The organism is Sulfitobacter sp. SH24, from assembly GCF_965641895.1.
Lineage (GTDB): Bacteria > Pseudomonadota > Alphaproteobacteria > Rhodobacterales > Rhodobacteraceae > Sulfitobacter > Sulfitobacter dubius.
Window position 1 is genome coordinate 634,740 of sequence record NZ_OZ282575.1, and the last position, 14,963, is coordinate 649,702.

The 14,963-nt window shown below is 59.1% G+C and carries 18 protein-coding genes; 13 read left to right on the forward strand and 5 right to left on the reverse strand.

All coding sequences use genetic code 11. The annotated features are described in order from the left end of the window. Positions 1 to 223: 223 nt before the first annotated feature. Both ACSQ16_RS05525 and ACSQ16_RS05530 read right to left on the reverse strand, forming a co-directional pair. A complete protein-coding gene (locus ACSQ16_RS05525) occupies positions 224 to 535 on the reverse strand; it encodes a bestrophin family ion channel (RefSeq protein WP_435988631.1) in 312 nt (103 codons plus the stop codon). Positions 536 to 575: 40 nt separating this feature from the next. Then, positions 576 to 1,445 (reverse strand): LysR family transcriptional regulator, encoded by an 870-nt coding sequence (locus ACSQ16_RS05530; RefSeq protein WP_435988632.1) that lies wholly within the window; start codon positions 1,443 to 1,445, stop codon positions 576 to 578. A gap of 165 nt (positions 1,446 to 1,610) precedes the next feature. On the opposite strand from ACSQ16_RS05530, the gene ACSQ16_RS05535 reads away from it, so the two are divergent. The 11 genes from ACSQ16_RS05535 to ACSQ16_RS05585 all read left to right on the forward strand — a co-directional run bounded on the left by ACSQ16_RS05535 (position 1,611) and on the right by ACSQ16_RS05585 (position 11,138). Then, entirely contained in the window at positions 1,611 to 2,726 is a 1,116-nt protein-coding gene (locus ACSQ16_RS05535; protein ID WP_435988790.1) for an S-(hydroxymethyl)glutathione dehydrogenase/class III alcohol dehydrogenase, read from the forward strand. A gap of 57 nt (positions 2,727 to 2,783) precedes the next feature. After that, the gene (gene fghA / locus ACSQ16_RS05540) at positions 2,784 to 3,623 is read left to right on the forward strand and encodes an S-formylglutathione hydrolase (protein WP_435988633.1); all 840 of its coding nucleotides are present in this window, start codon (positions 2,784 to 2,786) and stop codon (positions 3,621 to 3,623) included. A gap of 255 nt (positions 3,624 to 3,878) precedes the next feature. After that, the gene (locus ACSQ16_RS05545) at positions 3,879 to 4,133 is read left to right on the forward strand and encodes a DUF6522 family protein (protein WP_435988634.1); all 255 of its coding nucleotides are present in this window, start codon (positions 3,879 to 3,881) and stop codon (positions 4,131 to 4,133) included. Further along, positions 4,130 to 5,323, forward strand: a complete 1,194-nt coding sequence (locus ACSQ16_RS05550; protein ID WP_435988635.1) for an NnrS family protein — start codon at positions 4,130 to 4,132, stop codon at positions 5,321 to 5,323. Before ACSQ16_RS05545 ends, ACSQ16_RS05550 begins: the two co-directional genes overlap by 4 nt. Beyond that, positions 5,320 to 5,988 carry an NnrU family protein gene (locus ACSQ16_RS05555; protein ID WP_435988636.1) on the forward strand — a complete coding sequence of 223 codons (669 nt, stop codon included), beginning with the start codon at positions 5,320 to 5,322 and terminating at the stop codon, positions 5,986 to 5,988. The genes ACSQ16_RS05550 and ACSQ16_RS05555 overlap by 4 nt, the downstream gene beginning before the upstream one ends. 229 nt (positions 5,989 to 6,217) lie before the next feature. After that, positions 6,218 to 6,670 carry a c-type cytochrome gene (locus ACSQ16_RS05560; protein ID WP_435988637.1) on the forward strand — a complete coding sequence of 151 codons (453 nt, stop codon included), beginning with the start codon at positions 6,218 to 6,220 and terminating at the stop codon, positions 6,668 to 6,670. Between the two features lie 12 nt (positions 6,671 to 6,682). Further along, positions 6,683 to 8,032 carry a cbb3-type cytochrome c oxidase subunit I gene (locus ACSQ16_RS05565; protein WP_435988638.1) on the forward strand — a complete coding sequence of 450 codons (1,350 nt, stop codon included), beginning with the start codon at positions 6,683 to 6,685 and terminating at the stop codon, positions 8,030 to 8,032. 2 nt (positions 8,033 to 8,034) lie between these two features. Then, positions 8,035 to 8,829 carry a CbbQ/NirQ/NorQ/GpvN family protein gene (locus ACSQ16_RS05570; RefSeq protein WP_435988639.1) on the forward strand — a complete coding sequence of 265 codons (795 nt, stop codon included), beginning with the start codon at positions 8,035 to 8,037 and terminating at the stop codon, positions 8,827 to 8,829. Positions 8,830 to 8,834: 5 nt separating this feature from the next. Beyond that, entirely contained in the window at positions 8,835 to 10,718 is a 1,884-nt protein-coding gene (locus tag ACSQ16_RS05575; protein WP_435988640.1) for a nitric oxide reductase activation protein NorD, read from the forward strand. Position 10,719: 1 nt separating this feature from the next. Continuing rightward, a complete protein-coding gene (locus tag ACSQ16_RS05580; RefSeq protein ID WP_435988641.1) occupies positions 10,720 to 10,902 on the forward strand; it encodes a protein NnrT in 183 nt (60 codons plus the stop codon). After that, the gene (locus ACSQ16_RS05585) at positions 10,881 to 11,138 is read left to right on the forward strand and encodes an NnrT protein (RefSeq protein WP_435988642.1); all 258 of its coding nucleotides are present in this window, start codon (positions 10,881 to 10,883) and stop codon (positions 11,136 to 11,138) included. The genes ACSQ16_RS05580 and ACSQ16_RS05585 overlap by 22 nt, the downstream gene beginning before the upstream one ends. A gap of 109 nt (positions 11,139 to 11,247) precedes the next feature. Here ACSQ16_RS05585 and hemN read toward each other — a convergent pair whose 3' ends face one another. Continuing rightward, entirely contained in the window at positions 11,248 to 12,603 is a 1,356-nt protein-coding gene (gene hemN / locus ACSQ16_RS05590; RefSeq protein ID WP_435988643.1) for an oxygen-independent coproporphyrinogen III oxidase, read from the reverse strand. Positions 12,604 to 12,788: 185 nt separating this feature from the next. On the opposite strand from hemN, the gene ACSQ16_RS05595 reads away from it, so the two are divergent. Continuing rightward, positions 12,789 to 13,337 (forward strand): cytochrome c oxidase subunit 3, encoded by a 549-nt coding sequence (locus ACSQ16_RS05595; RefSeq protein ID WP_435988644.1) that lies wholly within the window; start codon positions 12,789 to 12,791, stop codon positions 13,335 to 13,337. Continuing rightward, positions 13,334 to 13,603 carry a nitric oxide reductase F protein gene (locus tag ACSQ16_RS05600; RefSeq protein WP_435988645.1) on the forward strand — a complete coding sequence of 90 codons (270 nt, stop codon included), beginning with the start codon at positions 13,334 to 13,336 and terminating at the stop codon, positions 13,601 to 13,603. The genes ACSQ16_RS05595 and ACSQ16_RS05600 overlap by 4 nt, the downstream gene beginning before the upstream one ends. Positions 13,604 to 13,685: 82 nt before the next feature. Here the strand turns inward: ACSQ16_RS05600 and ACSQ16_RS05605 are convergent, their stop codons facing one another. Together ACSQ16_RS05605 and ACSQ16_RS05610 are read right to left on the reverse strand one after the other, a co-directional pair. Continuing rightward, on the reverse strand, positions 13,686 to 13,781 hold the full coding sequence (locus tag ACSQ16_RS05605) for a hexameric tyrosine-coordinated heme protein (RefSeq protein WP_435988646.1): 96 nt from the start codon (positions 13,779 to 13,781) through the stop codon (positions 13,686 to 13,688). A gap of 86 nt (positions 13,782 to 13,867) precedes the next feature. Further along, entirely contained in the window at positions 13,868 to 14,959 is a 1,092-nt protein-coding gene (locus tag ACSQ16_RS05610) for a YeeE/YedE family protein (RefSeq protein WP_435988647.1), read from the reverse strand. Between the last annotated feature and the right edge of the window lie 4 nt (positions 14,960 to 14,963).

Below are 14,963 nucleotides of genomic sequence, written 5' to 3' on the forward strand. Positions count from 1 at the left end.
AATTGCACCGTTCCATTGTCCTGAGATTATCGGCGCCACTGCCGCCGACTATCTGGTTTTTGCTGACTTCCCGGATGCTTTGACTTGGGGCGGCATCGGTATCATTCTGAGTTCCGGGCTCCATGTATTTTGGCAAGTGCCAATGCCATCAAATCGCGCCAGCATGCCCTCAAGATGGCGCAGTACCCGCCGCATCCTGTCGCGCTGCTGCGTCTCCGCCCTCTCAGACAAAGATGCTCAGATGACGGCCCAAATTTCGAAGATTGGCGACCATCGCACCCCAGAGCTTACGGGCCTCCCACCAGCGATCATAAGCAGCATTATTGCGAAAACCGAGAAACAGAGACAGCGCGACGCCAAAAATCCCCATGGCGGCCATGGAATTGCTTGGCAATACGATAACGTGATGATCCATCAGCAGCACAACCGCTGTCAGCAAAGCGACCCCGATAATCCTGCTGGTGATTTTCGGAACGATCGATCGCTGCATGACAAAAAACAGCTTCAGCGCGCTTGGTGGCTCCCTCACGATCATCCTGACTTCCTCTTAAACTGTAGAGCAATGATATTTCGGTTCATCGCAACCCTTTCCCAAGGTGATCAAGCAATAGTCGCACTTTTGGCGAAAGATGCCGGTTCTGCGGATAGATCGCCCATATGCCATCGTCCGGTGCGCGATACGTTTCCAACACAGAGATCAATCGCCCGGCCCGAAGTTCTGCCTCGACATAATAATCCGGCAGCTGGATGATCCCTAAGTTCTTCCGCGCTGCATCAACCAGTGACGCGCCACTGTTGCAGCGTAAATTACCTTTCACCCGGATATGGCGGGTGGTCCCTTTTTCCTGAAACCGCCAATAGCCCAAAGTGCCTTGAAGACAGTTGTGCGTGTCAAGTTCGGACAGGGTGTGCGGGGTTCCGTGAGCGGCAAGGTATTCGGGCGCAGCGCAAGTGAAATGCCTGCGAGAGGCCAACCGCTTTGCCATCATGGAACTGTCTTCCAACTCTCCCAGCCGAATTGCGAGATCGTAGCTTTCCGCGACAAGATCGAGCAGCTGATTGGTCAGCTTGAGGTTGACCTCAAGGTCAGGATAGCATTGGAGAAAATCGTTCACTAATGGTGCGATGCGGTTCTCGCCAAATGTCACCGGCGCTGTAAGGTTCAGCCGTCCTTTTGGGCTCTGATGCAGATCGGTAATCGCGCGCTCGGCTTCGGCCAGCCCGTCAAGCACCTGCCGGCAATGGTTGTAATACACCTGACCAGTCTCGGTGATCGAGACCTTGCGTGTGGTGCGGTAGAACAGCTTGGTGTCCAGTCGCGCCTCAAGTGCGCCGACTTGGCGGCTGACCTGAGCAGTGGAAATCCCCAAGCTGTTGGCAGCAGCAGTAAAGCTTTGGGCTTCGGCGACGGCAACAAATTCTGATACCCCCTCCCAACTCAGCATGATGATCCTTTCGATCTTAACAGCGGCACGATTATTGCCGCTGGGTAACGGTGTTTTTCAATAACCCCGGATTATCGCCAATGCGAAACAGTGTAAATGACAGTCCTATACAACGTCACCCCCCAATTTAGCCCTAACCGCGAAGTGAGACCCATGACCGATATCATCAAATGCAAAGCGGCCGTCGCCTGGGCCGTCAACGAACCGCTCTCGATCGAGGAAATCGACGTGATGCCGCCTAAGGCTGGCGAAGTGCGCATCAAGATCATTGCTTCAGGCGTTTGCCATACCGATGCATTCACCCTGTCCGGGGACGACCCCGAGGGCCTGTTCCCGGTCATTCTCGGCCATGAGGGTGGTGGGATCGTCGAATCCATCGGCGAAGGGGTCACCAGCGTCGCCGTGGGTGACCACGTAATACCGCTCTACACGCCAGAATGCGGCGAGTGCAAATTCTGCAAATCCGGCAAGACCAACCTGTGTCAAAAGATCCGGGAAACCCAAGGGCGCGGTCTGATGCCTGACGGCACCAGCCGCTTCTACAAGGATGGCCAGCCAATCTTGCACTACATGGGCTGTTCGACCTTCTCGGAATACACAGTGCTGCCCGAGATTTCGCTCGCAAAAGTGAACGCCGAAGCGCCGCTCGAAGAGGTCTGCCTGCTGGGCTGCGGTGTCACTACTGGCATGGGGGCCGTGATGAACACCGCCAAGGTCGAGGAAGGCTCCACCGTTGCGATCTTCGGCATGGGCGGTATTGGTTTGTCCGCTGTGATCGGTGCGACGATGGCCAAGGCCAGCCGGATCATCGTGATCGACATTAACGAAAGCAAATTCGATCTGGCCCGCAAGCTGGGCGCGACCGACTTCATCAACCCAAAAAATCACGACAAGCCGATCCAAGAGGTCATTGTCGAAATGACCGACGGCGGCGTGGATTACTCGTTCGAGTGTATCGGCAACGTCAATGTCATGCGGTCGGCGCTGGAATGCTGCCACAAGGGCTGGGGTGAATCTGTGGTCATCGGGGTCGCCGGCGCGGGTCAGGAGATTTCGACCCGTCCGTTCCAACTGGTCACAGGCCGGGTCTGGCGCGGGTCGGCCTTTGGCGGTGTGAAGGGCCGGTCGGAGCTGCCTGACTATGTCGAGCGCTACATGCAGGGTGAATTCAAGCTGAATGACTTTATCACCCACACCATGGGGTTGGAGGACATTAACGAGGCCTTCGATCTGATGCATGAGGGCAAAAGCATTCGTTCGGTCATCCACTTCGATAGCTAAAATCACGGGCCGCGCTTTGCCAAGCGCGGCCCATCAATTCTTCTTACGAGGTGCCGCATGTCCCTTCATATCACCAGCGCAAACAAAGGCTTTGGCGGCTGGACCAAACACTATAGCCATCATTCTGACCTGTTGAATTGCGATATGCGGTTTGCGATCTACCTGCCGCCGCAGACGGCGCAGGGGCAAAAAGTGCCGGTGATCTATTACCTATCTGGCCTGACCTGCACGGACGAGAACTTTGTGCAGAAGGCCGGGGCGCAACGTCTCGCGGCGGAGCTGGGGGTGGCGCTGGTCGCGCCGGACACCAGCCCGCGAGGCGAGGATGTGGCCGATGCGAATGCCTATGATCTGGGGCAAGGGGCCGGGTTCTATGTGAACGCGACAGAGGCGCCGTGGAACCGGCATTACCAGATGTATGACTATGTGCTGCACGAACTGCCAAAACTGGTCGAGGAGACCTTTCCGGTGACCGATCAGCGGTCAATCTTTGGTCACTCAATGGGCGGGCACGGGGCGCTGGTCTTGGTGCTGCGCAACCCTGAGCGCTACAAGTCAGTCTCGGCCTTTAGCCCGATCTGCAACCCGGTGAATTGCCCTTGGGGGGAGAAAGCGTTTTCCGCCTATCTGGGCGAAGATCGCAAGACGTGGGAGGCCTATGATGCGAGCCTGCTGATGCGCGGAGCCAAGGGAGGACCGCCAGCGCTGGTGGATCAGGGTGAGGCGGATGATTTCCTGGTCGAGCAGTTGAGGCCGGAAGCGCTGGATGCGGCGGCTGAGGCTAGCGGCTATCCTCTGGCGCTGAGGCGGCACGAGGGCTATGACCACAGCTATTACTTTATCTCAAGCTTTGTAAATGATCACATGCGGTTTCATGCGGAGCATCTTGGTCACTGACGCCCTCTTGGCGCTTATGCTTCAAGCGGGAATGGCGGCGTCCTTGATTGATCAAAGGCGTCATATTTAATTAAGGCAGGCCGTCTAACCAACCATTCGCATTTACCTAGAAATCTCTTTGGATCCATTACCCCTGGGCATCCTCAGATCCGTAGCCTTAGTCCTAAAAACAATTAAGAGATTGCGCCAAAGCAAACTCGCGGCGCCCTCGTTGCAGTAGGATCGCGAACTAGGAACGCAAAGAAGGGACACGCCATGAAAATCGCGATGAAGGATGGCCAACCCGTGATCGACGCGGTCGATCTTGGGCCGCTCTTGGGGCTTGAGCCTGCGGCGATGCAAGACGGGATGCGGCGCGGAGAGATCACCAGCCGCTATGAAACCGGAGAGGATGAAGACGCCGGGCGGTTTCGCCTAACGTTTTTCTATGGAGGCACAAGGCTTCGGTTGACCTGCGCCGAAGACGGCACTGTCATTAGCCGCAGCAAAGCAACGGTGGTCCCGAGATGACGGTACAGACAACCGCAGAACAAATGCGCGCATGGCACGGCCCGGCGCTGTTCAGCTATGGGTTTCGGCCATTCTTTCTCTTCGCGGCGGTCTGGGTGATCTTTGCGATGGGGATCTGGCTGCTGGTGCTGGCAGGCAGGCTTGACCTTCCCAGCCGTTTTGATCCGCTGTCGTGGCACGCCCATGAGTTCCTCTTTGGCTACCTCGGCGCGGTGCTGGCGGGGTTCTTGCTCACCGCCGTGCCGAATTGGACGGGGCGCTTGCCGATTGTCGGCTGGCGGCTTGCGGCGTTGTTTTTGCTTTGGTGTGCCGGACGCGTGGTGGTCATGATTTCGGCAGGTTTACCGACTGCCGTCGCGCCAGTGATTGATCTGGCCTTTCCACTGGTGCTGGGGGCTGTGATCCTGCGCGAGATTATCGCGGGGCGGAACTGGCGCAACCTCGTGGTGCTCGCATTGCTGACGGTGTTCACATTGGCAAATGGGCTGTTTCATTGGGAGGCGCTACAGGGCAACGTCGCGGCGCAAGGCACCGGGCTGCGGCTCGGTCTGGCCACGGCGATTATGATGATCGCGGTGATCGGCGGGCGGATCATCCCATCTTTCACACGCAATTGGTTGGCGCGCATGGAGAATCCGGCCCGCCCTGCACCACCGATGCAGCGCCTGGATAAGCTGACCTTGTTGGTCAGCCTGCCGGTGCTGCTGCTCTGGGTCCTGCATCCCGAAGGGGCGATAACCGGCGGCGTTCTTTTGTGCTTCGCAGGGCTGCACCTTATCCGGCAAGCCCGCTGGAAGCCGTTGCAGACACTGCGCGATCCATTGGTCTGGATACTGCACCTCGCCTATGCCTTTATCCCGGTCGGCGCTTTTGCCCTTGGCCTTGCGCTGGTCACGGGCGGCAGTAGCGCGGCGGCGCAGCATCTGTGGATGAGCGGGGCCATCGGCGCCATGACACTCGCCGTGATGTCTCGCGCCACGCTGGGACATACCGGGCAGGCCTTGCAGGCGGATCGAGTAACGGTAGCAGTCTATCTCAGCATTATCGCGGCGACCGCGTTGCGCAGCCTCGCGCCGCTTTGGGCTGGCGCCACGCATCTGTCCGGCCTCTTCTGGCTGTTTGCTTTTGCCGGTTTCTTGCTGGCATATGGGCCAGCGTTGTGGCGGGCGAAGCCAAAGGGTTCACGATGAGTTGGTTGGGTTTTGCCGGGGTCTTTGCGCTGTTCTTTGCCACCCATTCGATCCCGGTCCGCCCAGGAGTAAAGACGCGCATCAGTGAGCGGATCGGGGCGCGGGGATTTGGCATTGGCTATACACTGCTTTCCACGGGGATGCTTGCCCTGCTGATCTGGGCGGCGGGGCAGGCGCCTTTTGTCTCACTCTGGCCGCAGATGCTCTGGCAGCGGCATGTGGTGCATCTGGGAATGCTGGTGGTTTGCCTGATCCTCGCTTTCGCCATTGCGCGGCCGAATCCCTTTTCATTTGGTGGGGCGCGGAATGCTGAATTTGACCCACAGCAGCCCGGTATCGTGAAGCTCACGCGGCATCCAGTGCTGCTGGCGCTGGCCCTGTGGGCGGGGCTGCATCTGCTGCCGAATGGCGATCTGGCGCATGTGCTAATGTTCGGAGTTTTGGGCAGTTTCGCCATCGGAGGCCGAGCGCTGATCAACCGGCGCAAACGGCGAGAGATAGGCGTGGCGCAATGGGAGGCCCTGAATGCAGCGGTTTCTCGGGCTCCGTATCTACAACTGCCAAGGTCTTGGAGAGGCGCGCTGTTCCGCCTGTTTGCCGGGGTCGGAGGCTTTGTCGCACTGCTAATACTGCACCCGCTTGTGATCGGGGTTTCAGCGCTCTGAGCAGATCATAGACGCGTCGACTTATTCTTAACGAAAAGGGGCGACACCGAAGTATCCCTTTTAGCATCGAAATACCAACCATGGAATTTTGCTATCAGTTGCGCAGTGCATAGCAGACTATCGTTTGCCAAACAGATGGTAAAATTCCCCAAACTTTGCGCCAGCACAAACTCTCGCCACTTTATTCGCAGTAAGCAATGCCATGCCACGTTCCAAGGAGCCTTTTCGCATGGCCGAATTTCTGACCAAGTCGCGGGCGCGCAACATCTTCTACGGAGGCTCGATATTCTTTGTCGTCGTCTTCATCGGGATGACCGTCCATTCCCACAAATACGTCGTCGACGTCTCAACAGCAGGCATGCCGCTGAGCGAGGAGGTGATCCACGGTAAACATATCTGGGAGGAGAACTCCTGCATCAACTGTCACAGCCTCCACGGCGAGGGAGCCTATTTCGCCCCCGAGGTGGGCAATGTGATGACCCGCTGGGGGGTGCTGGACGATCCAGAAGGCGCGTTCGAGATATTGAAAAGCTGGATTGAAGCCCAGCCCAGCGGCATCGAAGGCCGCCGCCAGATGCCGCGCTATGAGCTGACCGATGAAGACATTCGGGGTCTCGCAGAATTTCTCAGATGGGCTGACGAGACCGACACGCAGGGCTGGCCGCCCAATGACGCGGGATAAGGGATAGATACAATGAAATACGAAACACAAAGAGTAGCCTACTGGTATTTCCTCGCCGCCATGGGGCTATTTGGCATTCAGGTTCTGGGGGGGCTGCTCGCGGGGTGGGTTTATGTCTCGCCGAACTTTCTATCGGAACTGCTGCCTTTTAACATCATCCGGATGATCCACACGAACGCGCTGATTGTCTGGCTGCTGCTGGGCTTCTTTGGCGCGGCATATTTCCTGATACCTGAGGAATCCGAACGGGAGATCTGGTCCGTCAAACTGGCCTATCTGCAACTTATCATCCTTGTAGTCGGGACTTTGGGCGCGGTCGGTTCTTACCTTGTCGGCATCCATGGCGGGCGCGAGTTTCTGGAACAGCCGCTTTGGGTCAAATTTGGCATTCTCGTCGCGGCGGTTATCTTCTTGGTCAACGTCTCCATGACGGTACTGGCAGGGCGCAAGACTGCGATCACGGGCGTGCTGCTCATGGGATTGTGGCTGTTGTCGCTGCTATGGATTTTCGCATTCATTAACCCGGACAACCTGAGCCTGGACAAGATGTACTGGTGGTTTGTCGTTCACCTCTGGGTCGAGGCGACATGGGAACTGGTGATGGCGGCGATCCTTGCGTTTTTGCTGCTCAAGCTTACTGGCGTGGACCGTGAAGTGGTGGAAAAGTGGCTCTATGTCATCGTAGCCACCGCGCTCTTCTCGGGCATCCTTGGCACTGGACACCACTTTTACTGGATCGGTCTGCCCGGCTATTGGCAATGGGTTGGTTCCATCTTCTCGACCTTCGAGGTGGTCCCCTTCTTTCTCATGATGTCGTTTGCCTTTGTCATGGTCTGGAAAGGGCGCAAGAACCATCCCAACAAGGCCGCTTTGTTGTGGTCGCTTGGATCGAGCACCGTGGCCTTTTTTGGGGCTGGGGTCTGGGGGTTCTTGCACACGTTGCACGGGGTTAACTTCTATAGCCATGGTACGCAGATCACCGCGGCGCACGGGCATTTGTCCTTCTACGGCGCCTATGTGGCCCTGAACCTCGCGATGTTCAGCTATGCGATGCCGATGCTGCGCCAGCGAGCGCCTTATAACCAAGTGCTCAATATGGCGAGCTTCTGGCTGATGACGGGCGGGATGGCCTTTATGACCTTCGTGCTGACCTTTGCCGGCACCATTCAGACCCACATGCAGCGAGTCGTGGGTGACTACTATATGGATGTGCAAGACAGTCTGTCGCTCTTTTACATGATGCGCTTTGGCGCGGGGGTCGCGGTGGTGATCGGAGCACTTCTGTTCCTCTATGCGATGCTTGTCGTCCGCAAAGAGGAGATCATCGAACCTGGCCCCGCAAACCCTGTACCCGGAGAGTGACGATGAATATCGCAACCACGCCTGCTTTGCCGTTCTATCGTGAGACAGGCCAAGAATGCGCCCTGTTCGAGACGGCCTATGAAAACGGTTTGCCCCTTCTTTTGAAGGGGCCGACCGGCTGCGGCAAAACCCGGTTCGTAGAGTATATGGCCGCGAAGCTTGGCAAACCGCTCTATACCGTGGCCTGTCATGACGACCTCTCGGCGGCGGACCTGATCGGGCGATACCTGCTGAAAGGGGGGGAGACCGTCTGGGTCGATGGACCGCTCACCCGCGCGGTACGGGAGGGCGGCATCTGCTATCTCGACGAGGTGGTCGAGGCGCGCAAAGACGTGACCGTCGTCTTGCACCCGCTCACCGACACGCGGCGCAGCCTGATGATCGACCGGACGGGCGAAGAGCTCCAGGCGCCGGCGGGCTTTATGTTGGTGGCGAGCTACAACCCTGGCTATCAGAATGTGCTCAAACGGCTGAAGCCTTCGACCCGGCAGCGCTTCTTGTCAATTTCCTTCGACTTTCCGGATGCCGAGACCGAAACCGCGGTCGTTGCGCGTGAAAGCGGGCTGGCCCCCGGACGCGTGACAGCCTTGGTGCGCTTGGCCGGACATATTCGCAGGCTTTCGGGGATGGACCTCGAAGAGGGCGTCTCCACCCGCCTGCTAATCTATGCCGCCACCTTGATGGCTGGTGGCATGGGGGTTGAACAGGCGCTGGAAGCGGCGGTCATCGAGCCTTTGAGCGATGAGCTCGATGTGCAGCAATCGCTGCGCGATCTTGTCAGCACGATTTACGGATAGGCCTCATGCATCTGCTCGATCTCATGGACCCGGAAGAAGCGGTCGGAAATATTTGGCATGATCTGGCGCGTGAGATCGGCGCTGATGCAGTCTATCCGCAATCCGCAGTTGCGCTTAGCTCGCTGCGTCCCAGTCTGGCGGTCTTGTTTCGTGCCCTTGGCGGGGCGCCCGGCGTGGAACTGGCAGAAGCGGCGGCCACGCCAATGCAACACCGCCGCCCCCTGCGGCGCAAGCTTGGTGCGGGGCAAGAACGCGAATGGGTGGCGCAATTTGACGGAGAGCGGTTAAGCCTGCCGCCTGCCTTTGCGGTTTTCCCAGACCCGCGGTTGAACAAGGCGGCCTACTTCTGGCTCACAGCATTGGCCGCCCTGACGGATATGGAGCAGATATGTCTTCCCGAAGAAGCGCCCGCGCGTGATTGCGCCCAGATCAGCGCGAATGCGGTGGCGGTGCGCGGCGCATATGCCGCCTGTCCCGGCCTGCGCGAGGCCTATGACACAATGGCTCGGTTTTGCGCGACACATCGGCTCGCCGTGATGCGCCCGACGACGGAAGCGCTTCTGGAGGCTGCGGTCTGTGCCGAATTGAATGGGGCAGGCGGGCCACTGCCGGTGTTTGAATCGGAGCGCAGCTATATGCCCATTGCGCCAGTGCCAATCTGGCTGCGCCTTGCACGGCCTGGGGCCGGTGCTGCTGCGGTCGAAGATCTTGCGGAACCACAGGCCGCCCCTCCCGCCGCCGCCTATGCGCAGCGCAAACTTGGGGCGCGCAAGGATCACGAGCAGAACGACCGCAAAGACAGTTTCATCATGCACCGTTTTGAATCGATCCTGTCCTGGGTGGAATCGATGAACATCAACCGCAGCGTTCATGACGACGATGACGAGAACGCGCAGAAAGCGGCGGATGATCAGGACGAAATTGCTCTCACCAAGAACGAGCGCAAAGCGGCGACCCGGCTGCGGTTGCATCTTGATCTGTCGCCCTCAGACGCCGATCACGAAGCCTTGGCAGGGGTGCATACCTACCCGGAATGGAACCACAAATCGCGCAGTTATATGCCGGATCATTGCCGTGTTCTGGACGCGCCCGCACGGCCCGAAGGGGCGGCGTTCTCAACAGATGAGCGGCGCGTACGGGATGTGCGGCGCCAGTTCGAAGCCCTGCGCCCACGTCGCATCCTGCAACCACGTCAGGTAGATGGAACGGAGCTGGACCTTGACGGGCTGTTGACAGCGCAGGCCGATCTGCGCGCCACCGGGCGCGGTTCGGACCGTATCTGGCAATCGGCGCGCCAGATCGAACGCGACATGTCCGTGGCCTTTCTGATCGACAATTCACGTTCTACCGAAGCCGCGATCGGCGACACCAGCGTCATCGAAGTGGCGCGGCACACAATGGCTGCATTGGCGGTTGGCATCGACGGGCTGGGAGATCGGCTTGGCATCTGGGGATTTTCGTCCCTCCGACGCGACCGGATTTTTCTGACCCGCTGCAAAGGATTTGACGATCCGATGTCCGCGCAGATTTCCGCAAACATCGGCGCGCTAACCTCCGGGCACTACACCCGTCTTGGCGCGGCAATCCGCCATGTATCGGCGCAACTGGTCGAAGAACCAAGCGCACGGCGGCTTCTAATCGTTTTGACCGATGGCAAGCCCAATGACCTTGATCACTACGAGGGACGACATGGGATCGAAGACAGCCATATGGCGGTGCGCGAAGCGCGAAATGCGGGGCTGGCTCTGCACGGCATTGTCATCGACGAGGATGGACAGGATTGGTTCGCGCGGATCTTCGGGCGTGGTGGGTTCACGCTCTTACCTGACGGCCGCAAGCTCGCGCGCGTCTTGCCGGATATCTATCGTACTCTCACTCAGGAAACCTGACATGCGTTACATTCTTTCTTCTCTCTTGGCCTGTGTGGTGTCTGCATCCGGCGCCGTGGCAAGTCAGTTTGACCGCCCCATTCCGCAGGCCCAATCGGCCACAGCAGAACTTTGGTATGCGCTTGCCTGCCTGTCTTTGATCGCGGCCATGGTGGCGGTTCAATGGCTGGTTTCGCGCCGATGACCGGGACGGGGTGGTCCACCCGTAAGATCGCACTGGTGCTCTACCCATTCGGCGCAGGCGCTGCCGCGGTGAATGTGTTTTTCGCCTCCCTGATCCTCAGTTGGGTCGGGGGGCCTGTGCTCGGCACGGGCTGGTCACTGTTGCTCGGCGCGGTGATCGGCGCGCCAGCGACGTGGTTTTTCGCAAGACACATCAGGCATCTTATGGATGAGGCGGATCAATCGACGTCGTCCTAGGCCGAAGCGCGGGCGCTATGACGCATGCGCTCCGGTGGCGCTGGACTGGCTTTGAGCCAAATGAGGGAACGGTGGGTTGCGGCGGACAGATCCCTGCCGCCGTAAAGCTTCAGGATGCGCGGGAGTAGCGCACACCTTCCGGAACATGGAGATCCAGCACGGAGGCGATCATCCGCGTCAATGGTCGCCCCTCCGCTGTGATTTCCAACCTCTGGCCAACCTTTCGGACAAAGGGCGCAAATCGCGTGGTAATTGCGTCAAGGTAGGGCGCAAGACTTTCCGCACTGGGGCCGAGATCCTTGGCCATCTCATTCAGATCAAGAGCAAACTCACACATCAATGCTTCGATCGCGCGGGCATGGAGCCTATCGGTCTGCGTGAATTCGAACCCCCGCGCCCCCGGAAATATACCGCTTTCGATCCGCTGGATATAGGCCGCCGTTGCCGCCGCATTTTGCACATAGCCGCTCGGAAAACGCGAGATGGAGGAGGCGCCCAAGCCGATCAAAGTCTGGCACCGATCGGCCGTGTAGCCCTGAAAGTTACGGCGTAACTGCCGGTTTTCCTTGGCGATCGCCAACGTGTCGCCGGGGCGGGCAAAGTGGTCAATGCCGATGCCGATCAGCCCCGCCTCCTCAAACCGTTTGGCGGCGTTGGTCGCCAGAAGATAGCGGTCCAGATCACCGGGGAGCGCCGCTTCCTCGATCAGTTTCTGTCGCTTTGCGACCCAAGGCACATGGGCATAGCCAAACAAAGCGACCCGGTCGGGCGCGAATGTGAGCACCTTTTCGATGGTGTCTTCGATCCGGGCGAGGGTTTGATGGGGCAATCCATAGACCAGATCGGTATTGAGCGACGTGATCTCCGCCGCCCGCAGATCTTGAACACAAGCGCGGGTGGTTTCGAAAGATTGAATGCGTCCGATGGCCTGCTGCACCAGCGGATCGAAATCCTGAATGCCGATGGAGGCGCGGGTCATCCCTTCCTCAGCAAGCGCATCGATCTTGGTCCGGTCGACCATTGTGGGGTCAATCTCTACCGAGAACTCGTAATCCTCCGCGATTGGAAAGACGCTGCGTATCGCCCGCGCCAAGCGCTTGATTAACGGCGGGGGTAGGATTGTCGGTGTGCCGCCACCCCAGTGCAACCGCCCCATCCGGATGCCTTCGGGCAAGGTCTCGCGCAGCAACTCAAGCTCGGCCTCCAGCGTTTCTATGTAGCTTTCCACCGGGCTGAGCGTCTTGGTGCCTTGCGTATGACAGGCGCAGAACCAGCAAAGACGCTCGCAAAAGGGAACATGGATATAGACCGACACCGGATCACGCGTGTCCAGAGACCGCAGCGCGTTTTGCTGGAAATCAGCCCCCACCGTGGGCGAGAACACTGCCGCTGTCGGATATGACGTGTAGCGCGGCACCCGCGCATCGAAGAGGCCAAGGGCCTGAAGGGTTCTTACATGTTCCATATCTCATCTCTACGTCACCCCGCAAAATGCGGTCTTTGATATGGCGCAAACAGCGCCGTAAAAAGTTAATCTTATACGGACAGAATGAGATAATCAGTATTGTTTATGCGCAATAAGAGCCTTACTTTAACCGCAGCGGCCCCGGCGCAATGCGCGAAACCAAAACGACATTGAAAGAGCCCTCCATGGCTGCCAGTAGCGCGTTAGATGAACTGCCCGGCGATTTGCTGGTGTGGATACTTATCATCAGCGAGCTTTTGGTTTTTGGCGCGGGTCTTTCTGTGTTCCTCTCCGTTCGGATCACCGATACCCTCGGCTTCGCACAGGCGCAGGATATGCTGGATCGGACGGGGGCAGGGATCAACACGATCTTGTTGATCACCAGCGGCTTTATCGCGGCGCTTGCCTGTCACCTGCGGCGCGAGAACCAGCGGCCCGCTGCGCGGCTCTCTTTGGTTGCGGCGGCGATGCTCGGGATGGTGTTCCTTTGGATCAAGGGCGTTGAGTTTGCTGACAAGGCTGCACAGGGCATCGTCTGGGATACCCATGCCTTTTTCAACTTCTACTTCCTCCTCACCGGGTTTCACGCGGCGCATGTGGCCTTTGGGGTCGTTCTTCTTTTGCTGGTGGCCTGTTGGGACCGTACCGAGAATATCGAAGACGCAACTGCCTTTTGGCATATGGTCGACCTGATCTGGGTCATCCTATTCCCCGTGATGTACCTCCTGCGATGACAGTCCGGTCGCTTGTCGTCGCATGGGGCGCGCTTTTGCTCCTTAGCCTTGGCTCTGCGGTTCTGGCGCAGGGGGCGGTCTGGTCGCTCTGGCCGGTCCCCTTAGCCGTGATCGTGATGGGGCTGGCGTGGTTTAAAGCCCGCATCATTCTGCTGCAATATTTGAAGCTGGCGCAGGCACCATCCTGGCGGCGCGGTTTTCAGTTCGCCTCCGCCCTTATGTGCTTGCTGTTGCTGGCTTTGTATCTCGCGCCGCTTGCGCTTTGAGCGGCCGCTACGGGGGCAATCAGTCGGTGTCGCGCCAATAGTCATTGACCGCAGAAACCCTGGCGAAATGCGTCGCGACCACCTAACTGACGGCAATAAGAGACTCCGCGTTTTCTGCAAAATTGGGCCACATGCGGTCACGGGTAGCTGCATCGGGTTGGGTCAGCTTCACCACCATGCGCGACAGTTTTACGGCGAGTTCATAGCCCTCTGCAGAGAGCGCGAGCCCGTTCTATCTACCCCCCTTCGATAGCACGCCGAACGTCAGCGCTGTGCCGTAGACAAGGGCGCGGTGTTTGTGCCTGCCGGAGATTGTACACGCCCGTCGATAAGGCGATCCGCGACCATTCCGCCCAGCCACATCGAAACCAGCGCAACCCAAGCGGTAAGCGCAAAAGTCGATCCGCCGGTGACACCTGCGCCAATCGTGCAGCCGCCTGCGGTCATTGCGCCAAACCCCATAAGCGCCGCGCCGGACAGATAGCGACGCATTGAACGCGCACCGTCCCAGCCTTGCCACTCCAATCGCCCCGCGGCCCAAGCGGAGGCGAAAGCCCCCGTGGCGACCGCTGGTACAAGCCCGATGTCAAAGTTCAGCGCCAAGCCAGAAGAGAGCAAAAACATCAGCGTATCGGCGGAGGGGCCGGAAAAGGTGAGACTGCCCACCGGCACCGGATCAAAGCTCACCCGCGACAACGCATAGGTCAACGCCCAACCGATCGCCACGGCAAAGCCTACGCCGCTGCCAAAAAGCAGCACGCTGTGTGACACCGCTGCGCGACGGGCGATAAGCAGCGCAAGCAGCGCGAATGCCACCCCGATGGCGATACCCATTTCTTGCGGTAATCCAAAGGTTGCGAGCAGGTTGGGGTTTGGGCCTTTCGTGACCCAAGCCCCCGACACCGCTTCGCGAAGCGGGGAGAAGATGCCGCGCAGGCTCATCTGTGCGACCACGGCAAACACCAAGCCCGATAGAATGGCGCGTAGGTTGCCCGTCGCCCCCAGCACCAGCAACCGACCGGGGCACCCTCTGGCCAGAACCATGCCGACACCGAAAACCAGACCGCCAATCACCGCGCCCGATAACGTGCCGGGAGAGGCAAGCCAGCGGCTCTCGGAGAGATCCAACATTCCGGACCAATGCAACCCCTGCGTCCACAGCAGGGCGGTGGAGAAGGTCAACAACCACACCGCCATGCGGGGGCCAAGCCGCCCTTTTGCCATTTCGACAGCAGCAGCGCGTAGGCAGAACCGGCTGCGCTCGGCCGAGACGCCAAAGACCAGCCCCGCCAGCACCCCTGCAAGAGCCGCGGCGGCGGGGTCGTCCAACTGCTCAACGATTGAGATAAGGTCCATAGCG